Origin of the sequence: Enterococcus villorum (assembly GCF_007990225.1) — a bacterium.
GTDB lineage: Bacteria > Bacillota > Bacilli > Lactobacillales > Enterococcaceae > Enterococcus_B > Enterococcus_B villorum.
In genome coordinates this window covers 1-20,131 of the sequence record NZ_BJWF01000043.1, presented here as the reverse complement: position 1 = coordinate 20,131, position 20,131 = coordinate 1, and the positions used below count along the sequence as shown (strand labels likewise).

Below are 20,131 nucleotides of genomic sequence, written 5' to 3'. Positions count from 1 at the left end.
CACCTTATAAAAATCTTTGACAAATCTATTCGAAGGATCAAATTTAAACCATAATTGTATTTTTCCTTCCATAAGCATAAAAGTTCACCTCAAAAAGAGTATACGAACGAATGTTCTTTTTGTAAAGGTGGAATATCATTGATAATATGGATGGAACATATATATTAAAAAGTGTTCTTTTTGAATGCCATTTTCATTCGTTTAACGAAAATCTGCGAAAATAAAAAATGCTCAAACCCTTATGAAATAAGGATTTAAGCATTTAGTGAAATCTACCGAAATCTCACAATGGAGACGGCGGGAGTCGAACCCGCGTCCAAACACATCGCCACTTAAAAATCTACGTTCATAGTCAACTCATTTATAGATTCGCTTTATAGCTTGCCGAGTGACAGGCATTCTATATCGCTAGTCTGATAATCTCTTTATCAACTTACAGACGGAAAGTTGATACGTATCCCACTAAATTTGAGACCCTTACTCGAGCACATGGGCGATGCCGAGAGGATCTACGCTAACTGTTTTTAGGCAGCTAAAGCGTAAGAGTTGTTTTCGTTTTTAGCAGTTATATTTAACTGTAACGTTTTAACGTAGACGTAACCTACGAAACGCAATTCAAGCTCAAACTGTGCCTGTCGAATCCGTAACGTCCCCGTATTAAAACAAGGGTTACGTGTAATTTTCATACGAATTTTATTATAGCACAAAAGTGAATTTTTTCAATGGTAATTGCTTCAAGAATATAGATCTGTAAAAATAAGAGCGCAGAACAAAAAGAAAAGAACACTTTTGTCTCACGTTGCAAATACGAAACAACGGTTTTCAAAACCTATCCACGGTTTTCAAAGCCTTGCATCTGCGACAATAAGTCCAAACAGAGGAAAAATATGAGGAGCTATTTTTCTCTGTTCGCTCTTATTGCTTGAAGCAGTCCAGCCTTTTCACGACCTTATCCACGGTGTTCAAGTAGCAACTCCTCAACAATAAGCTCTAAATTTCTAAAATATGAGGAGCTATTTTAAAAATTTATCTCTTATTTGTTCGGAGCTGACCGCTACTTTCACAACCTCTTTTTACAGTCTCTTTATTTTATTAAAAAAAATAAGAATAAAAATAAACAGTGGTTCTACTTATTTCTTATTTATATTCACCTTTAAATCAAATCAAAATGTTTTAATGCGTGTACGATGCCACCGTCTGTATTTTTCTTAGTAATAAAAGTGGAGAGTTCTTTAAGATCATCGTAAGCATTTCCCATAGCTATTTTATTGTCGCAAGCCTCTAGCAAAGCAAAATCATTAGGTCCATCACCAAAGCCAAAGGTAGGCACATTGCTAAGATTCATTTCTTGTTTTAGGCGTTTGACTCCAGCTCCTTTAGAGATCCCTTTTTTTACAGTATCAATCGAGTAAGGACCATTTCGATAAAAAGTCAAGTCTGGAAAGCGTTCATGATAATACTCATCGCCTGATTCAGATAGAATAAGTAACATGTTGATTGGATGGTTCAAAAAAGCTTGTGGATTGATTTCTGGTACATCTGAATGAATGTACTTATAAGCATCAATCATCGTTTGTGTATGGGCAGTGCACCAAATATGTTGATGGTTATAAAATGAAAGTTGGTGTCCTTGGTGTTTGACATGTTCCACCATTTTTTGGCATTCGTCAACAGCAATTTTTTCTGAATGGATTTCTTTTCCATCTACACTAATGTAAGAACCATTCATTGTCACGGCAGAAGTGATACCTGCATCCGACATAATGTGTTTGATTTCTGCTTCTGTTCGTCCAGTTGCAATAACAGGTAAAACATTATTTTCCTTCAGTGCTTTCATAGCTTGAGCAACTTCTGGTGTAATTTTTGACTGAGCATCTAGTAAAGTACCGTCAAGATCAAAAAAGGTAATCGCACGATAATTTGACACAAAAAAAACTCCCTTTTTTTATTAGAATACTCTTATCTTAACAAAGAATGAACAAAAGAAAAACCTTTCATGAAGATTTTTTTGATTATATTGGTTCAAACACACTTTTAGAGTATACTAGAAGAAGAGATTTAGGAGGGATTGGATGGTTTTTTTGACTATCGGAATCGTATTGTCTATCATTGGTAGTTTGTTTATAATCGTACCTTCTAAAGGTAATTTCCCTTTTTACGGTTATCATTCACCTCGTGCAGCACATTCAGATGAACATTGGAGATTAGCGCAAAAAACAAGTGGGAAATACTTTTTGATCTTTGGTTTATTGATGACTTTTATCGGGTATTTGCTAAAACTAACAGGACATACAAATTATTTTATGATTGAGCTGTTGGTTTTGGTTTTTCCAATCATGCCGATTTTTATACTAACAGAAAAGAAATTACAAAATCTTGATGATAAAGTAGGAGGAAGTAATAATGAATATTTTAATGATTGAAGATAATCAATCCGTATCTGAAATGATGCAGATGTTTTTTTTAAATGAAGGTTGGGAAGCAACTTTTAAATATGATGGTAAAGAAGGATTAGATGCATTTTTAGAACAACCAAATCATTGGGACATGGTCACTTTGGATCTGAATTTACCAACAATGGATGGCATGCTTGTAGGAAGGGAGATCCGAAAAGTATCCAGTACGGTACCAATCATTATGCTAACCGCTAGAGATTCAGAAAGTGACCAAGTGATTGGATTAGAAATGGGCGCTGATGATTATGTGACAAAACCATTTAGCCCATTAACTTTAATTGCTCGAATGAAAGCTTTGCATCGTCGAAGTGAATTAGTAGAGATAAAAGAAGAAATTACCAATTCAGACGAGTATTTTGACATCCAAACAGGACATTTTAAAATGAATACAAAAACGCGAGAAGCTTATTTAAATGAAGTATTGATTGCAGGATTGACACCAAAAGAATTTGATTTGTTATTCACTTTAGCTAAAAAGCCACGACAAGTTTTTTCTCGTGAACAATTACTTGAATTAGTATGGGATTACCAATATTTTGGAGATGAACGAACAGTGGATGCACATATTAAAAAGTTAAGACAAAAAATTGAAAAAGTAGGTCCACAAGTCATTCAAACCGTCTGGGGTGTTGGCTATAAATTTGATGATTCAGGTGTTGCCTAATGCGGTATCTTTACCAACAATTACTTGCTTTTTGTGGCATGATTGCGATGATTATTTTGATTGTAGGCATCTCATTTACTCAATTGACAAAGCAAACGATTGAAGAAAATAATTACCAACAACTTTTTGGCTATGCAGAATCTGTCGAAAAAACAACGCAACTTTTTACGGATCAATACCCTACACCAAATCAAGATCAAGCGTTTCAAAGGGCCCTGTCGCTAACTGAACAAGTTTTGTTAGAACAAAATGTTAACTTTATTTTTATTGACAAGAATGGACGGGTCATTTATCCAACCGATGATACGTCATTAGATTTTTCGATCAGTGTTGATCAATGGGAAAATTTGCGGAACGGGCGACAAGTTAGATTTACCTCTAATAAGGACATTCAAGGAAACAAACAGGCAACTTCATATGCGCTAGTACCATTTAATTTAAATCATGAATTTTATGGGGGATTAGTCATAAGTCAACCAGCTAAAAATATTGATAACAGTGTTCGCTCAGTGACTATCAATTTATTTAAAGGATTTATTTTTTCAAGTATTGTGGCTATTTTAGCAAGCTATGCTTTTGCTTCTTTTCAAGTAAAAAGAATTAATCGTTTGCGAAACGCCACAAAAGAAGTGACTAATGGGAACTTTGATGTTCAATTACCCGTTCACGATAAGGATGAATTTGATGAATTAGCAGATGACTTCAATAAAATGACGAACTCATTAAAAGAATCCCAAGCCGAGATTGAAGAACAAGAAAATCGTAGAAGACAGTTTATGGCAGATGCTTCACATGAAATGCGTACGCCACTAACTACTATCAATGGATTGCTTGAAGGATTGGAATATAATGCTATTCCTGAAGGCCAACGAGAAAATGCCATTAAACTAATGAAAAATGAGACAGAACGTTTAATCCGATTAGTCAATGAAAATCTTGATTATGAAAAAATTAGAACGAATCAGATCAGTATGGTGATTAAAAAATTCAATGGAACAGAAACATTAAAAAATATCCTTGCTCAGTTAGAAGCAAAAGCAGAAGCTGCAGGAGATCAATTAGTGTTAGAAGCAGAAGAAGATATTGAAATTTATGCCGATTATGATCGATTCGTGCAAGTTATGGTAAATATTATTCAAAATGCTATACAATTTACTGAAAATGGAACAATTACGGTTTCTTTAGAAAAAGGCTATTTAGAAACCATTATTCGAATAAAAGATACAGGTATTGGGATGACGGAACAACAAATGAAAAGTATTTGGGATCGATATTATAAAGTTGATCCATCAAGGAAAAATACGAAATACGGTGAGTCGGGACTAGGATTACCAATCGTTCAGCAATTGGTACGTCTCCATAAAGGGAAATTAGAAGTAGAAAGTGAATTGGGTAAAGGAACAACATTTACTGTTAAATTCCCAGATACCGAAATCGAATAGATGGAAACGAAAAAGAGAACCATAAAGTATGTCAAACTTTATGGTTCTCTTTTTAATTTTCCACACGCAAATGATTTACGTAAGGACTATAAGCAATAGATTCTTCATGTGTCAGTAGCAAAACAGCAATTTTATGCTTTTTAACTAAGTCAGCTAATAAATAAAGCAACTCTTGTTTTTCACTTATACTGAGCAGATCAAGAAAATCTTCAATGATGATTTTTTCTTTCTTGGCTAGTAAAGCATGTAACAATTGAAGCTTAATTTTATCAAAAAGAATAAGTTGTTCTGAGTCTTTGTTCAGCAAAAGGGGATCTATTTTTAGCTTTTCTTGGTAAAGAGAAAGTTCTTCTTTATTTTCTGATAAATTAAGTAATACTTGGTCTTTCACTTTTAAATAAGGAAATGGAGGCCATTTTTTTTGAAGGATCATTAATTTTTTTTGAGTAATAAAAAGTGCTTGGTCTTTTAAGCACTTTAATAGTGATTCTTGTTTATTTTTTTTGCATAAAACAACAGAGAATCCTTCAAAATCTATCGGATGGTTACACGTGTTCATAAAAGATCACCTTTCTTTTTTTTAAACGTCGATAGAAAATCGAAAACTGAAAAACGCTAAGTAATAGACTGAGAGTAGCCAATATGCTTACCGTTTGAAAGAAGCCCTTAATCGTATTTATGAAGAAAGTGTCATCTACAAAATTAATTTTAAAAAAGGTTTGTTGATCCATTGGTATAAATAATTGACTGGATGTTGAAAACAAGGCATACGTATCAGGTAATTCAAATAATTTTAAACTCCACAAATTAGCGGATTGTAACATATTTTGGTATAAATTTTGGAATAATACAGTCCATATTAATAAGAAAACGCAACAAATGACTAAAGGCAAGATGATTTGCCATACGATCAAAAGAAAAATTTTTCCATTAGATAGTCCAGCTAAACGCCAGTCGATGACCTCTCGACGTTCTTGATTTAACGTTCGTTGGAAAAAAAATAGAAACGTTACAACGAATATAAAAAGTAAAAAGAGAAGCAACGTTACATAAAACTGCTTGACTGATAAGAAAGACGAAAAGTGTTCTTTTATGGTAGCTATACTTAAGAAACTAAGACGTTCTTCCACTTGCGTGTACAAAGTAGCTTGTAAATAATATAAGTTACAGACAAACATCAGCAAAAAAGCAATCGTACTTAAAAATAGGCAGTAAAAGATTGTTTGTTTTTTGTAAAAAATTAAACGTGCGATTGAATAGCGGAACATTTTCATCTCTTTCACCTCATTATAAATTATAAAAAATGAATATGAATAAAGTATGAAATTCATATAGTGAAAAAAGGAAAACATTTTAGAACTAAGCGAAAAAGAACCGTAAAAAGATTGATTGAATAATAAGATTAAAAAAGCCGGAGTTTCACAAAAATCAAGGAACAATTTTTGTGAAATTCCAGCATGTTTAACGATCGATTCGGTCTTTTAAACCATTATTATTTCGTTGAATTTGAAGATGTAGAAGAGTCAGTCGTTGTTGTTCCGTGTAATTGTTGGTACGTTTTTGTTTCATACAAATCTTTTGTTGATTGATTGTTATTTTGACTAAAGATACTAGTGGATTTATCCCCTAATTCTTTTTCTTTTTCTAGTAGTTGTTCTAGACCGTTCTTATAATCAAAATCGGTTGAATCGATTGGTTTTAATCCAGTATCTGTAGAAAAACGTAACAAGTCACCGTTATTGATTTTATCCGACACAGCTAACTGTTTATCCACTTTTTGTTTTAGTGTATCAATTTCATTTTGTACTTCTGGTGTAGGTTCTGTGATCGCTTGACCTGTCTTACTGTCATAGGTAGTGCCACTGTAATACGTATATTTCGGAGTAACAAAGTCACCATCACGGAAAGAAACAAGTTGGTCATGTTGTTTAGAAAATAGATCCTGACCCAACTGGTTATAGTTTTTGGTGTCTATCCCTAAAAGGTGGAGTAAGGTTGGCAAAGCATCTATCTGACCACCATACGTATGATTAATTCCGCCATTTGTTTGTCCAGGAAGATGAATCATGTATGGGACACGTTGCATTTGGGCATTATCAAAGTTCGTCCAAGTGTCACTGGTTTTTCCAACTAATTCTGCCAATGATTTATTTCTAGAGTTAGAAATACCATAATGGTCACCATAAAGAACGATCACGGAATTATCATAAAGACCACTTGCTTTTAAGTAGTTGAAAAACTCTTCTACTGCCGTGTCAAGATAATTAGCTGTTGCAAAATAGCCATTGATTGTTTCATCATTTGTTGAAGCAAGTGGAAAACCTGCTTCATCATTCGTAAATTTAGAGTAAGGATAATGATTAGATACTGCGATAAATTTAGAATAAAATGGTTGTTGCAAATGTTCCAAGTATTGCACAGATTGCTGGAAGAACGGTTTGTCATGTAACCCATACTGGAATGAGTTTTCATCGTTGACATCGTAATATGAAGCATCAAAGAAATAATTATATCCTAACTTCTTATAAGTTTCATTTCGATTCCAGAAAGTTCCAGCGTTCCCATGAAAAGCAGCACTAGTATAACCTTGTGTCTGACCTAAAATATCAGGAGCTGCTTGGAACGTATTTTTTCCACCTAATTGAGTAAATAAGGATCCTTGATTCAATCCAAATAAAGAGTTTTCGAACAATGTTTCTGCATCACTGGTTTTTCCAGCTTTTACTTGGTGAAAGAAATTATCAAAGCTAAAGGTACTATTGCTATGATATAAACTATTAAGAAAAGGCGTTACTTCATGTTCTACACCATTCTCATCTTTTAGCTTATAGTCAATTAAGAACTGTTGGAAACTTTCCAAATGAATATAAATGACATTTTTTCCTTTAGCAATACCAAATGTTTCATCGTTTGGTTCAGCATAGTGCTCTTTAATATAACTTTCGACTTCTTTCATGTCATTTGGACTTGCTTCTGCTCGTACTTGGTTTGTTTGGTAAGTTTGGATACCATCGTAAACGGTGAAAGCATTCAGCCCTAAATATTTAACTAAATAGTCTCTTGAAAAAGTACGGGTCAACAATTCTGGACGATCCGCTTCTGCTAAGAATAAATTTCCAGAAAAAATCATGACAGCTAACGTAGAAATGGCAAAAGCCATCCGAGCACGAATAGGCTGAGAATCCATTTTAATTTTCTTTGTCACTAATAATACAGCTAGAATAACAAAATCAATCCAATAAAGAAGATCATAAGGTCTAAACAAACGTATGGCACTTTCGCCAAGTCCACTTGCGACTTTACCTGCGCCTAATATCGTATTAACTGTAATAAAATCAGTGAATTCACGATAGTAGGTTACATTAGAAAAAAGAAGCAAGGTCAAAAGAAAATAAATGACCATCATCGTAATGTAAGAAGCCTTTGTACGTCTTACATATAGAGCTACCCCCATCAGCAATAAGGTAGTAGCAATAGGATTAATAAATAAGATAAAATATTGAATCCCACTTTCGATACCTAAATTAAAATCAAATAAATAGGCAAAAATTGTTTTTAGCCAAAGTAAAACAGCTAGTAAAGAAAAAAATCCGAGCCTTTTATTTAAAAAGGCAGGTGTTTTTATTCGTTTCAATGTGATCTTCCTTTCCCCACTCTTCTATAGAGTGTTATGAAGTTGTGATTTATCCAAACTACATACTCTCCATTATTTTACTAGTACACAAAAAGGGTGTCAATCGAAACCAAGCGCTTACAACGGTGATTAAGGATTTCTTTACGTTTTTTGTGAACGGTAGCACTAAGACATCCAGCTTATTTTTTGTTATACTAAAGAGTGAAAAAGTTAAAGTAGGTGAGTTGAATGAAAGTATACGTTAAGAAAAAAGCAGAAAATCGAATAAAGAATGGTTATCCATTGATTCAAAAAGAAGATTTAGTCGATTCACAAATAGAAACCACTCAATGGGTTGAGTTAGTTGATCAACAAGGAAAATTTCTAGGAAAAGGTTATTTAGGTAAACAAAATAAAGGCATTGGTTGGGTGCTCAGTCAAAAAAATGAACCTTTTGACCAAGGATTTTTTGAGAAAAAATTCTCTGAAGCAAAAGAAAAGCGCCACACGTTTTTTACCGATGAACAAACCACAGCCTTTCGTCTGTTTAATGGCGAAGGAGATGGAATTGGTGGTCTGATCGTTGATTATTATGAGCACTATGCTGTATTTTCTTGGTATAATGAAACACTTTATACGTATCGTCATTTGTTTTTTTCAGCATTTCAACAAGTATATCCTGAGATCAAAGGCACCTATGAAAAAATCCGCTTTGAGACTAGTGAAATTCCAGAAAGCCAATATGTTTATGGGGATACAGCACCTGAGCCTTTGATTATAAAAGAAAATGGGATTTCTTATGCTACGTATTTAAATGAAGGACTGATGACTGGAATCTTTTTGGATCAAAGAGAAGTAAGAGGTTCATTGATTGATGGCTTAGGATTAGGGAAAAAGGTCTTAAATATGTTTAGTTATACAGGTGCTTTTTCTGTAGCTGCTGCAATGGGTGGAGCGATAGAGACAACGAGTGTTGATTTAGCTAAACGTAGTTTGAAAAAAACACAAGAACAGTTTGAGATGAATAACCTAGATGTAACTGCACAAAAAATCATAGTGATGGATGTTTTTGAATATTTTAAATATGCGAAACGAAAACAATTAACCTATGATCTCATTATACTTGATCCACCAAGCTTTGCTAGAAATAAAAAGAAAGTTTTTCGAGTATCCAAAAATTATGGAGAATTAGTGAAAGACAGCTTATCAATTTTATCGTCAGAAGGAACGATAATTGCTTCCACGAATGCTGCAAATGTAAGTATCGAACAATTTAAAAATATGATTGAAACAGAATTTGTTGCCGCAAATGTTGCGTTTAAAGAACGAACACATTATCGCTTACCACAAGATTTTCAAACGAATGAATTTTTTCCAGAGGGGAATTATTTAAAAGTGTTTATCTATCAAATTAAAAAATAAGGAGGTGACCAGATGGTACAATTACAAGGAATTCACTTAGGCGAAGGACGTCCTAAAATTTGTGCTCCTATGATTGGGGAAACTCGTGAAGAACTTTTAAGGGAAGCAGTTCTTGCCAAAGAAGCTGGGGCAGATTTAGTTGAGTGGCGTGTGGATTATTACGAAAATGTTTTTCAACATGAAACGGTTATAGAAACTTTGATCCTCCTTCGTGAAATGTTGGATGGAACACCCTTGATTTTTACTTTTAGAACATTAGCAGAAGGTGGTCATCAAGATATCTCAATCCGCAATTATCATAAGTTGTATCAACGAATCGCTCAAACGGGATTGATAGATATGGTTGACTTAGAACTATTCAAGATCGAAAGTTTTGAAAAAGAATTGCTAGCAGAAATCAAACAGTTGAAGATACCAATCATTATAAGTAGTCACAATTTCAAAGAAACACCTGCTGATCCTGTTTTACTGTATCAACTAAATATGATGGAACATTTTGGTGCAGATATCGGAAAGCTTGCTGTGACTCCACATAATGAACGGGATGTATTGCGTTTGATGGAGTTGACAAGACGTGCAAAAGCTTTTGTTTCCATGCCCTTAATCACTATGTCTATGGGGGAATTAGGAATGATCTCACGGTTATCAGGGAATTTGACAGGTTCTGTATTGACATTTGGGTCTTTAACGTCAGAAAAAGCTTCTGCACCAGGACAGATAACTGTCAAAGAACTCAAACAGATTATCCTATTATTGAATGGAAACAATAAGATTTGAAGGTGAAAATGTGGCAAAGAAGAAACAAGTCAAAACAAATGCGATCCGCTTAGTTGAACAAAAGAAGATCGCCTATAAAGAGTATGAATACACTTGGGATGAAGACCATTTAAGCGCTTCATCAGTGGCTGAACAACTCTCTGAAAATGAGCACCGCATTTACAAAACACTGGTGGCCGTCGGAAATAAAACAGGAACAATCGTTGCAGTCATTCCTGGGAATAGGGAATTAGATTTGAAAAAACTAGCAAAGGTATCGGGAAATAAAAAAGTAGAAATGCTTCACTTAAAAGATTTAGAAGCAACTACTGGTTATATTCGTGGTGGCTGTTCACCCGTAGGTATGAAAAAATTATTTCCCACCTATTTAGAACAAACGGCTAAATTACAAGAAACAATTATTGTTTCAGCAGGCAAACGCGGACTTCAAATGGAGTTAGCTCCCCAAGCGCTTTGTGATTTAACAAAAGGAACTTTTGCTGATCTGATGTTGTGATCAAGAAATGTTTGTCATGGAATAAATAGAGACAGGAAAGCTTTTCTGTAAGTCTTTTTTATGTAGGTGCTTGTCAAAGTTGTTCGTTTATGTAAAGATAAATGATCATGGGTACGATTGTGAAATCAATGATGAGATACAGATACATGTCAAAAGAATTGGCGATAACCATACATGTATATTTGAATGAAAAAAATCGAGTGATCAAACGGATATTTTGGGGATTTTACCCAAATATCCGTTTTTTTTTTGTCCTATTTTTCTTAATTTAATGTCATAACTTCCGTATATACCAAAAGTCGCAACAAATAAAAAAGGAAAAATAAGACAATAGAGAAGACTTTTTCTGTCACAACTACTAAAAATCTTTGACATATCTAAATGATTCGAATCAAAAAAAATTTAGGAGTGAAGAAAATGAAAACAAATAATACGCTAATAAATATAGATCCGTGGGTATTGGAAGTTCAACAATGGTTAAATGAAACATATGGTAATGTTCCTGGTTTTGGTTCAGTTCCAGAAGATGGAATGACCGGTTGGGACACAATCTATGGGTTGATACGAGCGGTCCAACATGAGTTAGAAATTAAAGATTTAGTCAATAATTTTGGCGAAACTACTTCCGCTTTATGGGATCAGCAAGTGACACCTAAGCTTATCAATCAATATGATAGTCCTATCGTGAAGTTAATTGATGGTGCTTTTCGTTGTAAAGGCATGGGAAATGGAAAGTTTAGTACGATTTATACATTAGACAATGACGAGGCAACTAAAGAATTAAAAAAAAATGCCGGCTTCGAAAATCCTACAAGCACCTTAGATTCAACATGGGCCAAAGCGTTGTTTGATATGAGTGCTTTTGTATTGGTTAGTGGAGGGAATGAACGCACACGTCAAATGCAACAAACTTTAAATAATAAATATTCACAATGGACAGGAATCTTACCTTGTGATGGAATTTATCAACGCGCCACAAATACTGCTTTGATTTATGGCATGCAAGTGGAACTGGGATTATCTGCTGTAGCCAATGGAAATTTTGGACCAGCTACACAAGAGGCTTATGGTGCCTTAGCAGCAAATCATCAAATTGGCAACAATAACGGGCTGGTTTTATTACTTCAATATGCATTATATCAGAATTTAATCAACGTTGGTCCAAATACCGTGCCATTCACTGGTGAATTAGATACTGAAACCACTTCAGCGCTATTGTTATTCCAGTTTTTTTTAAACCTGACAGAGGTAACTGAATCAGGCTATCCCGATCTCACGACAGCAATGTCTTTGATGCTTTCATCAGGAGATCCCAATCGAAAATTTTATGCGGTTGATACTTCAGAGCAATTAACAACAACACAAATCACTACACTGAAAAATGCTGGAATAAAATATATAGGACGCTACTTAACGGGAACAGTAGGAAATGATTTTATTCCTAAATATTTAACGGTCAACGAAGCAAACAACCTTATTGATGCTGGCATGGCAATTATTCCTATTTATCAGGACAACAATCCAATGATTAGCTATTATACGTACGAGCAAGGCGTATCTGATGCCAATGCAGCTTTTGCGGCTGCAGATTCTCTAGGGTTTAACAAAGGAACAGTGATCTATTTTGCGGTGGATGTGGATGCCTTAGATTCAGATATTACGACGAATATATTGCCTTATTTTAACGGGGTTCACAATGTCGCAACGAAAAATGGTGTACGGTTCAACGTTGGAGTGTATGGTACTCGAAATGTGTGTCTACGTGTTTCTAGCGCAGGTTATACCGTTGCAAGCTATGTATCTAATATGTCAACAGGCTGGTCGGGGAACTTAGGATTTTCTCAACCAACGGATTGGGCGTTTGATCAATTTAATGAGCCAGAGGGAGGGATCGGCACAGGTGCTGGATTAGTCATGATTGATAAAGTGAATGTATCTGGAATTGATAAAGGAGTGACTTCTGTCAATGAGGTAAATCCAGCCATTGGGATTTTAAGAAATTTAGGATTTAAATTAATTGACGAAGCACTTGATAATGCACAATTCGAATTAGGTGTAGAGATGGTTATCTATGCTGCTGGTCCGCTTACGATTACACAAACATTAGCAAGTTCAGCACAATCCACAAATCCCAATGATCAAACCATTAATTTTAGTATCATAAATGGAAAAATCGATCCATCATTCTCAAGTGAAATTTCTAATATATTTGGCAATGACATTAGTGAAAAACTCGAAATAAGTATGGAAGGGATCACCGCATCCATTGAAACTGGTGATGTAGAATTTAGTGGTAACTATGAAGATGGCAAAATTAGTGGTACAGTCGTTTTCAATATGCAACGAACCACGGTAAAAGGCGAAGAAATAACTGTTTCTGTGAAGTATGAGATTGAAATTGATTTAAATAAGATTGGTGGATTCTTCAAAAAATTATTTGAAACAGTATTGGATGTAGTGAAAGAAAATCTGGTTTTATTTATATTATTAATTGCCATTCCAGCAGTTGCGGTACTTATCATTGGTGGAGGTGTAGAATTAGCAGCTGTAGGAGCAACAGCTTTAATTATTGGTATTCTTACTGAATTTACTAAAAACATGATTTGATGAATAATCTGTTGAAAATCAATGGAAGAAATGCTTCTAAGTAATTAGAATAAAATAATTTTCCTTAACTTTTACAAAAAAATAGTGACTTTTTCCAGATAAACATATTTTTAAATTTTATCTGGAAAAAGTCACTTGATTCGTTTTATTTTATATTTACGAATGTTCATTTCTATTTCTTAATGAAGAAATAGGATTAGAAGACTAGAGAGTATCTGTAGAATACCTGTAAAAAAAGAAAAACGACTTATTTTACGTTGAAGGGTATAGTATTTTGTTGCAAAATCTTTTGAATAAGGAAGAAGTTTTAACTCATTGGTAGGATGCTCTTTCAAGTAAACGTCTAAAAGAAGATCATTTTTTTGATTGATTTGAATAGAAGTATATGTCATAGAAGCAATGAGTAACAAGGCAATCCCAATATAAATAAAAGTCTTACAAAAAAGCATAACAACTCTACTGCTATAGGCAAAATCTCCCGAAGCTAAAAGAGGCATAAAATTGATAATAAGTAATAGAATCAAAAGGTAAATTAAAACACGCATAGTAAAAATGAATTTCTCAAATTTTACATTTTTTGGTTCAACTGATTTCAAATAGCAACTCATTTCTTTTTTCTTTGATTAAAAGCTATTTTAGACTTTAATTCTGGAAAAACTGTGTGAAGTATTTTTTTTCGACCAGCTAGTAATTTTTTTGAGACAAGGAACAAAAAGAGTAAGTAATAGACTAAAATCACATAAATAAATAAAAGGAAAGTTATAATGGACAACAAAAGAAGTTCCTCCGTAAAATAAGTTTTCTTGATTATACCAAAAGAGAATAAAAGAAACGACAAAATTAATGAAACGCCCTGATTTTTAACATTAAAAAAAGCGGAAATCGCTTCCCTAATTACGTGAATAGGCCAGTACGTCACTCATTTATGGCTACTCAATAAGCGGAGTAAAGAATAGGATATCTAAACATCGTTTGTTTAGTATGTATGGGTTATTTTTGTTTTATAGCGTACTATTATGTTAAAGTTAAAGAAAAGTAAATGAGGTGAATTAGTATGGAAGAATCAGTGTTTTTTAATTTAGGCAATGCACTTGCTTCTAGCAAAGATACCAAAGAACTCATGCGAACCATGCAAATTGAACAAGATAAGAGAGAAAAAAGAGGTCGTTTTGTGATTGTAGAAGATGAAAAAAACAACGAAAAATTGCTTTTTGAATTGCCAGAAACACTACCTTCAACAAAAGGGAAGGAATTTAAAGTAAAAGAATTTTTTGAATAAGCATTTTTTTGTAGTCTGTGTCACGATCTCTAATAACAAATAGTTAAGAAAAACGATGTATTTTAAAAGTAAAATAGATGCTGGTAAACAGTTTCTTTACAATTAAAAGTCAGAACGGTAGAAGAAATAAATCGAATCATTCAAAAATGAAAAGCTCTAAGGAAAAAACTATGACACGCCATTTAATCATGTTATGGGCTTATTTTTGAACGATTCGGTTTATTTGTATAGCCATCTCTTTTAGGATAAGTGAAAAGGGGAGTTTGTGTATTTTATCCGAACATTTTCTGAGTTTGTTATTTCGAGGTTCAGACTGTAGCACCTAGCTCCAACAAAAATCATGGATATTAGTTTAAAATTGCCGCATTCATGCCTGCTACGTGTCCAGTTGCAAAAGCTGCGGTGATATTAAAACCACCCGTATAGCCATTAACATCCAGTAATTCACCAGCAAAAAATAATCCTTCTATCAATTTACTCTCCAATGTTTTAGGATTGACTTCTTTTAAAGAAATTCCTCCACCAGTGACAAATGATTTTTCAATCGGAAAAGTTTTTGCTATTTTAAATGCAAAAGATTTACAAAGCTGAACAAATGCTTGGATTTCTTTTTCCGTCGTTTGAATCCCTATTTTTTCCATTAAACCATTTTTTTCAAGGAAAAAGAGCAAAAGACGTTCTGGCAAGAAACCATGCCAAGCGTTGGGCAATGTTTTTTTTGAGTTCTTACTTTTTTCAGTTAATTCATTCACCAATTCTTGGGCTGATTTATTTGGGAAACAGTCTAGTAAAACAGTCACTGGTTCACCAGACTGTTTCAATTCTTGATTGATAAAGCTTGAGCATCGCAACGCAGCAGGACCTGAAATACCAAAGTGAGTGAAAAGTAAATCCATGACATGTTCTGTGATCACTTTCCCTTGTTTGTTTTGTACACTTAAAGAAATATCTTGTAAAGATAATCCTTGTAAGGTCTTGTTCTCAATAAAGGGTTCTTCAGAAATTAGAGGAGATTCCGTCGCATATAATGGAGTAATGGAATGTCCAACCTTTTTGGCCATTTTATATCCATCTCCAGTTGAGCCAGTCGATGGATACGTCCGTCCGCCAGTTGTCAAGACGACAGCATTTGCTTGAAATTCTTCTATTTCTGTCCGTACACCATAGATTTTCCCCTCATTGTGTACAAGTTTTTCTACTCGGGTACCAAATAAAGTGGTCACATTTAACTCTTTTAAGCGATGGATCAATGCTTCAATAATTGTTTTCGATTTGTTTGTCACAGGAAACATTCTGCCATGATCCTCTTCTTTTAAATGAACCCCTTGCGATTCAAAAAATGTCATGATATCAAAATTATTCCATTGTGAAAATGTACTATATAAAAATTTGCCGTTTCCAGGGATATGGGCAATCAAATCCTCAACGGGGCGATTATTCGTCACATTACATCTGCCACCACCTGTCATTAATAGTTTTTTTCCAGCTTTTTTATTTTTTTCAATTAAAAGAACTTTTGCTCCATATTCAGCAGCACTGATAGCAGCCATCATACCGCTAGTACCAGCACCAACAACGATTACATCGTAGGTCCTTTCCATTTTCTCACCTCAAAGAAAGTGTAGCATATTTACAAAAAGAAAACAGGAAATGTTTTGAGCATCCGCTAAAAATAAGCTAAAATGAAAGAAGATTATAAAAGGAGCGTGAAACAATGACAAATGCAACAGAATACGTCCAACTGATCCAAGAAAAAATTCATCAAAAAGACACAGAACAACTTGAGTTTTTGCAAGCAATTGATGAATTTATGCCATCAGCTATCCCATTTTTAGAAAAACATCCTGAATATATCAAACGAAATATTTTAGGAATATTGACTGAACCTGAAAGAATCATCCAATTTCGAGTACCTTGGCAAGACGATGAAGGAAATTGGCAAGTAAATCGTGGCTATCGTATCCAATATAATTCAGCAATCGGACCTTATAAGGGAGGATTAAGATTTCATCCAAGTGTCAATTTAAGTATTCTTAAATTTCTTGCTTTTGAACAAATCTTCAAAAATAGTCTAACTGGAATGCCAATTGGAGGCGGAAAAGGTGGTAGTGACTTCGATCCAAAAGGAAAATCAGATGATGAAATCATGCGTTTTTGTCAAAGTTTCATGCTTGAACTAGCAAAACACATCGGACCATCACTTGATGTTCCTGCTGGTGATATTGGTGTAGGAGCCAGAGAAATCGGTTATTTATTTGGTGAGTATAAACGTTTGAAACAATATGATGCAGGTGTCCTTACTGGAAAACCCTTGGACTTTTGGGGTAGCAAGATTCGAACAGAAGCAACGGGTTACGGACTAGTTTATTACGTCAAACATCTTTTGAAAGAAGAAGAAGACTCATTCGAAGGAAAGACTGTCTTTGTCTCTGGTAGTGGGAACGTCGCAATTTATGCAATTGAAAAAGTGCATGAATTAGGTGGGAAAGTTGTGACCTGTTCTGATTCAAACGGATATATTTATGACCCAGAAGGAATTGATTTACCTTTATTAAAAGAAATCAAAGAAGAAAAACGTCAACGATTAACAGAATATGCTAAACAACGTCCTTTGGCGGTCTATCATGCTAGTGAATCTGTTTGGACTTTGAAAGAAAGTGCAGATATTGCTTTACCGTGTGCGACTCAAAATGAAATTAACGAAAAAACAGCTGAAATTTTGGTTGAAAACGGGGTGAAAATTGTCGCAGAAGGAGCAAACATGCCCTGTACTTTTGAAGCTGTATCGGTCTTTACGAAAGCAGACGTATGGTATTGCCCTGGGAAAGCAGCGAATGCAGGCGGTGTAGCCGTTTCTGCGCTAGAAATGAGTCAAAATTCACAACGTTTATCCTGGGAAAACGAGCAAGTCAATCAGCAATTAGATGATATCATGAAAAATATTTATGACACTTGTCGAAAAACAGCCTCTAAATATGGGAACGAAAAAAATCTATTATTAGGTGCCAATGTTGCTGGATTTGAAAAAGTAGCAAAAGTGATGTATGCTCAAGGTTTAGTTTAGTGATTGAAATTTTCTTGTAAATATTACCTTCAATTCATTTATTTGCTTGAAAAATTGTAAAAAAAAACGTAAAGTATAACCTGTATATTGATCTTTTTAAGGAGGAATAAAAAATGGCACATATTCATTTTGATTATTCGAAAGTTGCACCATTTGTCAATGAACATGAGTTAGATTACATGCAAAGCCAAGTATCAATGGCAGACAAAGTATTACGTGAAGGTACAGGCGCAGGAAGTGACTTCCGTGGTTGGATCGACTTACCTACAAATTATGATAAAGAAGAGTTTGCTCGTATTAAGGAAGCAGCCAAAAAAATCCAATCTGATTCTGAAGTTTTAGTCGTTATCGGAATCGGAGGATCTTATTTAGGAGCTCGTGCAGCAATCGATTTCTTAAACCATACATTCTATAACTTACTAGATGGTGACAAACGCAAAGCGCCACAAATTTTCTTTGCAGGAAACTCAATCAGTTCAACTTATATTGCTGATTTGATCGAAGTAATCGGTGATCGTGATTTTTCAGTAAATGTTATTTCTAAATCAGGGACAACTACTGAACCTGCCATTGCATTCCGTGTATTTAAAGAATTACTTGTGAAAAAATACGGACAAGAAGAAGCAAACAAACGTATTTACGCAACAACGGATAAAGCAAAAGGCGCAGTAAAAGTAGAAGCTGATGCAGAAGGCTGGGAAACATTTGTTATTCCAGATGATATTGGCGGACGTTTTTCTGTTTTAACAGCAGTCGGTCTTTTACCAATTGCCGTTAGTGGAGCAGATATTGATGGATTAATGCAAGGTGCAGCAGATGCAAGCAAAGCATATTCAAGCGATAAATTATCAGAAAATGAAGCTTATCAATATGCAGCTATGCGTAATATTCTTTATCGTAAAGGTAAAGTAACAGAATTGTTGATCAACTATGAACCAGGAATGCAATATTTTTCAGAATGGTGGAAACAATTATACGGTGAATCAGAAGGAAAAGACCAAAAAGGGATTTATCCTTCAAGTGCGAACTTCTCCACTGACTTACACTCACTAGGTCAATATATCCAAGAAGGACGTCGCAATATTTTTGAAACAATCGTTAAAGTAGAAAAACCACGTAAATCCATTACGATTCCTGAACAAGCAGAAGACTTAGATGGATTAGGTTATCTACAAGGCAAAGAAGTAGACTTTGTTAATACAAAAGCCTTTGAAGGAACTTTATTAGCTCATACAGATGGTGATGTACCAAACTTATTAGTGAAAATTCCAGAAATGGATGCTTATACCTTAGGCTACACCATGTATTTCTTTGAAATTGCTGTTGGCATCTCAGGTTACTTAAATGGCATCAATCCATTTGACCAACCTGGTGTGGAAGCATATAAGAAAAACATGTTCGCACTTCTAGGCAAACCAGGCTTTGAAGACCTAGCAAAAGAATTGAACGAACGTCTGTAATATAAGGTTTTTAGCCAGATTTAAAAAATTAGTGATAGAAACATGTTCGCTTGAAAATAAAACTAGTGATAGTTTTAGTGATAGTGAAAGTAAAAAAGCGCTCAATTCGAGTGCTTTTTTATTTGCTCTTCTATATAGTTTTCTAGTTGGTTCATTGATCTTTTTTTCACTTCGGGAGAAATATGGGCGTAGACTTGTGTAGTAAAAACATCCTTGTATCCCAATAAATCCTTTATATCTTCTAGAGGAACACCAGCTTGATGCAAATATACAGCATAAGTGTGATTTCACAAAAGGACAAAAGACTTGACGTGAAGAAAGCAGGTAGTGATGCTCTAGCAATAGACATCACTGTCAATCTAGTGTGGGTGAAAAAAGCAAGAAAATGGCTGTCGTTTTACGTCTTTGTAATCAAACACATGATGCAGAATCAGTCAATGATGTTCTTATCTTGAGTACCTATTTTACCCTATAATTAAGTTAACAAACTACTTTGTCAATAAATATAACAAAGTTGTGACAGAAACTAAATGTTTACGGTAAGATACAAGTGATGTACTTTTCTTTTGAACTAAGATAAATTTAGGAGTAGGATAAATATGAACAAACTGATATTTAGGAGGAATAATCTATGTGTACGTCTATTACTTATGTCACAGGTGATCATTATTTTGGAAGAAATTTTGATTATGAAATATCTTACGATGAAGTAGTCACAATTACTCCAAGAAATTATAAGTTAGTTTTTCGAAAGGTAAATAATTTGGATACGCATTATGCAATGATTGGCATTGCTGCTGGTATAGCTGACTATCCTCTTTATTATGATGCGACAAATGAAAAAGGATTAA

At 34.3% G+C, this 20,131-nt stretch carries 17 protein-coding genes, 1 other RNA gene and 1 pseudogene; 11 read left to right on the top strand and 8 right to left on the bottom strand.

The features are described from left to right. The 3 genes and pseudogenes from EVI01_RS14320 to EVI01_RS11740 all read right to left on the bottom strand — a co-directional run. Window positions 1-78, bottom strand: a pseudogene (locus EVI01_RS14320) (DUF5960 family protein); the annotation flags it as partial. Window positions 79-286: 208 nt separating this feature from the next. Next, window positions 287-654, bottom strand: a transfer-messenger RNA (tmRNA) gene (ssrA, locus tag EVI01_RS11745). 499 nt (window positions 655-1,153) lie between these two features. Beyond that, complete coding sequence (locus EVI01_RS11740) at window positions 1,154-1,927, bottom strand: Cof-type HAD-IIB family hydrolase (RefSeq protein ID WP_010752282.1); 774 nt, start codon at window positions 1,925-1,927, stop codon at window positions 1,154-1,156. A gap of 145 nt (window positions 1,928-2,072) precedes the next feature. Between EVI01_RS11740 and EVI01_RS11735 the strand changes: the two genes are divergently transcribed. Genes EVI01_RS11735 through EVI01_RS11725 form a run of 3 tightly spaced genes read left to right on the top strand, consistent with a single transcriptional unit; the run spans window position 2,073 to window position 4,562 of the window. Further along, window positions 2,073-2,423 carry an SdpI family protein gene (locus tag EVI01_RS11735; protein ID WP_010752281.1) on the top strand — a complete coding sequence of 117 codons (351 nt, stop codon included), beginning with the start codon at window positions 2,073-2,075 and terminating at the stop codon, window positions 2,421-2,423. Next, complete coding sequence (locus EVI01_RS11730) at window positions 2,404-3,120, top strand: winged helix-turn-helix domain-containing protein (RefSeq protein ID WP_010752280.1); 717 nt, start codon at window positions 2,404-2,406, stop codon at window positions 3,118-3,120. The genes EVI01_RS11735 and EVI01_RS11730 overlap by 20 nt, the downstream gene beginning before the upstream one ends. After that, on the top strand, window positions 3,120-4,562 hold the full coding sequence (locus tag EVI01_RS11725; protein ID WP_010752279.1) for an ATP-binding protein: 1,443 nt from the start codon (window positions 3,120-3,122) through the stop codon (window positions 4,560-4,562). The genes EVI01_RS11730 and EVI01_RS11725 overlap by 1 nt, the downstream gene beginning before the upstream one ends. A 52-nt stretch (window positions 4,563-4,614) precedes the next feature. On the opposite strand, the gene EVI01_RS11720 is transcribed toward EVI01_RS11725, so the two are convergent. From EVI01_RS11720 to EVI01_RS11710, 3 genes are all read right to left on the bottom strand, one after another. Next, window positions 4,615-5,121, bottom strand: a complete 507-nt coding sequence (locus EVI01_RS11720; RefSeq protein WP_010752278.1) for a P-loop NTPase family protein — start codon at window positions 5,119-5,121, stop codon at window positions 4,615-4,617. Next, a complete protein-coding gene (locus EVI01_RS11715) occupies window positions 5,108-5,836 on the bottom strand; it encodes an FtsX-like permease family protein (protein WP_010752277.1) in 729 nt (242 codons plus the stop codon). Before EVI01_RS11715 ends, EVI01_RS11720 begins: the two co-directional genes overlap by 14 nt. 218 nt (window positions 5,837-6,054) lie before the next feature. Further along, window positions 6,055-8,196, bottom strand: coding sequence for an LTA synthase family protein (locus EVI01_RS11710; protein ID WP_010752276.1), 2,142 nt, complete (start codon window positions 8,194-8,196; stop codon window positions 6,055-6,057). 228 nt (window positions 8,197-8,424) lie between these two features. Between EVI01_RS11710 and EVI01_RS11705 the strand changes: the two genes are divergently transcribed. The 4 genes from EVI01_RS11705 to EVI01_RS11690 all read left to right on the top strand — a co-directional run bounded on the left by EVI01_RS11705 (window position 8,425) and on the right by EVI01_RS11690 (window position 13,477). After that, complete coding sequence (locus tag EVI01_RS11705; protein WP_010752275.1) at window positions 8,425-9,597, top strand: class I SAM-dependent rRNA methyltransferase; 1,173 nt, start codon at window positions 8,425-8,427, stop codon at window positions 9,595-9,597. Between the two features lie 12 nt (window positions 9,598-9,609). Further along, window positions 9,610-10,374, top strand: coding sequence for a type I 3-dehydroquinate dehydratase (gene aroD, locus EVI01_RS11700; RefSeq protein ID WP_010752274.1), 765 nt, complete (start codon window positions 9,610-9,612; stop codon window positions 10,372-10,374). A 10-nt stretch (window positions 10,375-10,384) separates the two neighbouring features. Then, complete coding sequence (gene ybaK, locus EVI01_RS11695; RefSeq protein WP_025480729.1) at window positions 10,385-10,870, top strand: Cys-tRNA(Pro) deacylase; 486 nt, start codon at window positions 10,385-10,387, stop codon at window positions 10,868-10,870. 417 nt (window positions 10,871-11,287) lie between these two features. Continuing rightward, entirely contained in the window at window positions 11,288-13,477 is a 2,190-nt protein-coding gene (locus tag EVI01_RS11690; protein WP_010752272.1) for a glycoside hydrolase domain-containing protein, read from the top strand. 179 nt (window positions 13,478-13,656) lie between these two features. On the opposite strand, the gene EVI01_RS11685 is transcribed toward EVI01_RS11690, so the two are convergent. Then, window positions 13,657-14,073 (bottom strand): hypothetical protein, encoded by a 417-nt coding sequence (locus EVI01_RS11685; protein WP_146811701.1) that lies wholly within the window; start codon window positions 14,071-14,073, stop codon window positions 13,657-13,659. 458 nt (window positions 14,074-14,531) lie between these two features. On the opposite strand from EVI01_RS11685, the gene EVI01_RS11680 reads away from it, so the two are divergent. Continuing rightward, window positions 14,532-14,756 (top strand): hypothetical protein, encoded by a 225-nt coding sequence (locus tag EVI01_RS11680; RefSeq protein WP_010752270.1) that lies wholly within the window; start codon window positions 14,532-14,534, stop codon window positions 14,754-14,756. A gap of 347 nt (window positions 14,757-15,103) precedes the next feature. Here EVI01_RS11680 and EVI01_RS11675 read toward each other — a convergent pair whose 3' ends face one another. Continuing rightward, window positions 15,104-16,357, bottom strand: a complete 1,254-nt coding sequence (locus EVI01_RS11675) for a BaiN/RdsA family NAD(P)/FAD-dependent oxidoreductase (protein ID WP_010752269.1) — start codon at window positions 16,355-16,357, stop codon at window positions 15,104-15,106. A gap of 113 nt (window positions 16,358-16,470) precedes the next feature. Here EVI01_RS11675 and gdhA point away from each other — a divergent pair, with 113 nt between their 5' ends. The 3 genes from gdhA to EVI01_RS11650 all read left to right on the top strand — a co-directional run. Beyond that, window positions 16,471-17,820: an NADP-specific glutamate dehydrogenase gene (gdhA, locus tag EVI01_RS11670; protein WP_010752268.1), complete on the top strand. Its 1,350-nt coding sequence runs from the start codon at window positions 16,471-16,473 to the stop codon at window positions 17,818-17,820. A gap of 113 nt (window positions 17,821-17,933) precedes the next feature. After that, window positions 17,934-19,280, top strand: coding sequence for a glucose-6-phosphate isomerase (locus tag EVI01_RS11665; RefSeq protein WP_010752267.1), 1,347 nt, complete (start codon window positions 17,934-17,936; stop codon window positions 19,278-19,280). A gap of 631 nt (window positions 19,281-19,911) precedes the next feature. Then, the coding region (locus tag EVI01_RS11650) for a linear amide C-N hydrolase (protein ID WP_146811699.1) at window positions 19,912-20,131 on the top strand (220 nt) is incomplete at its 3' end.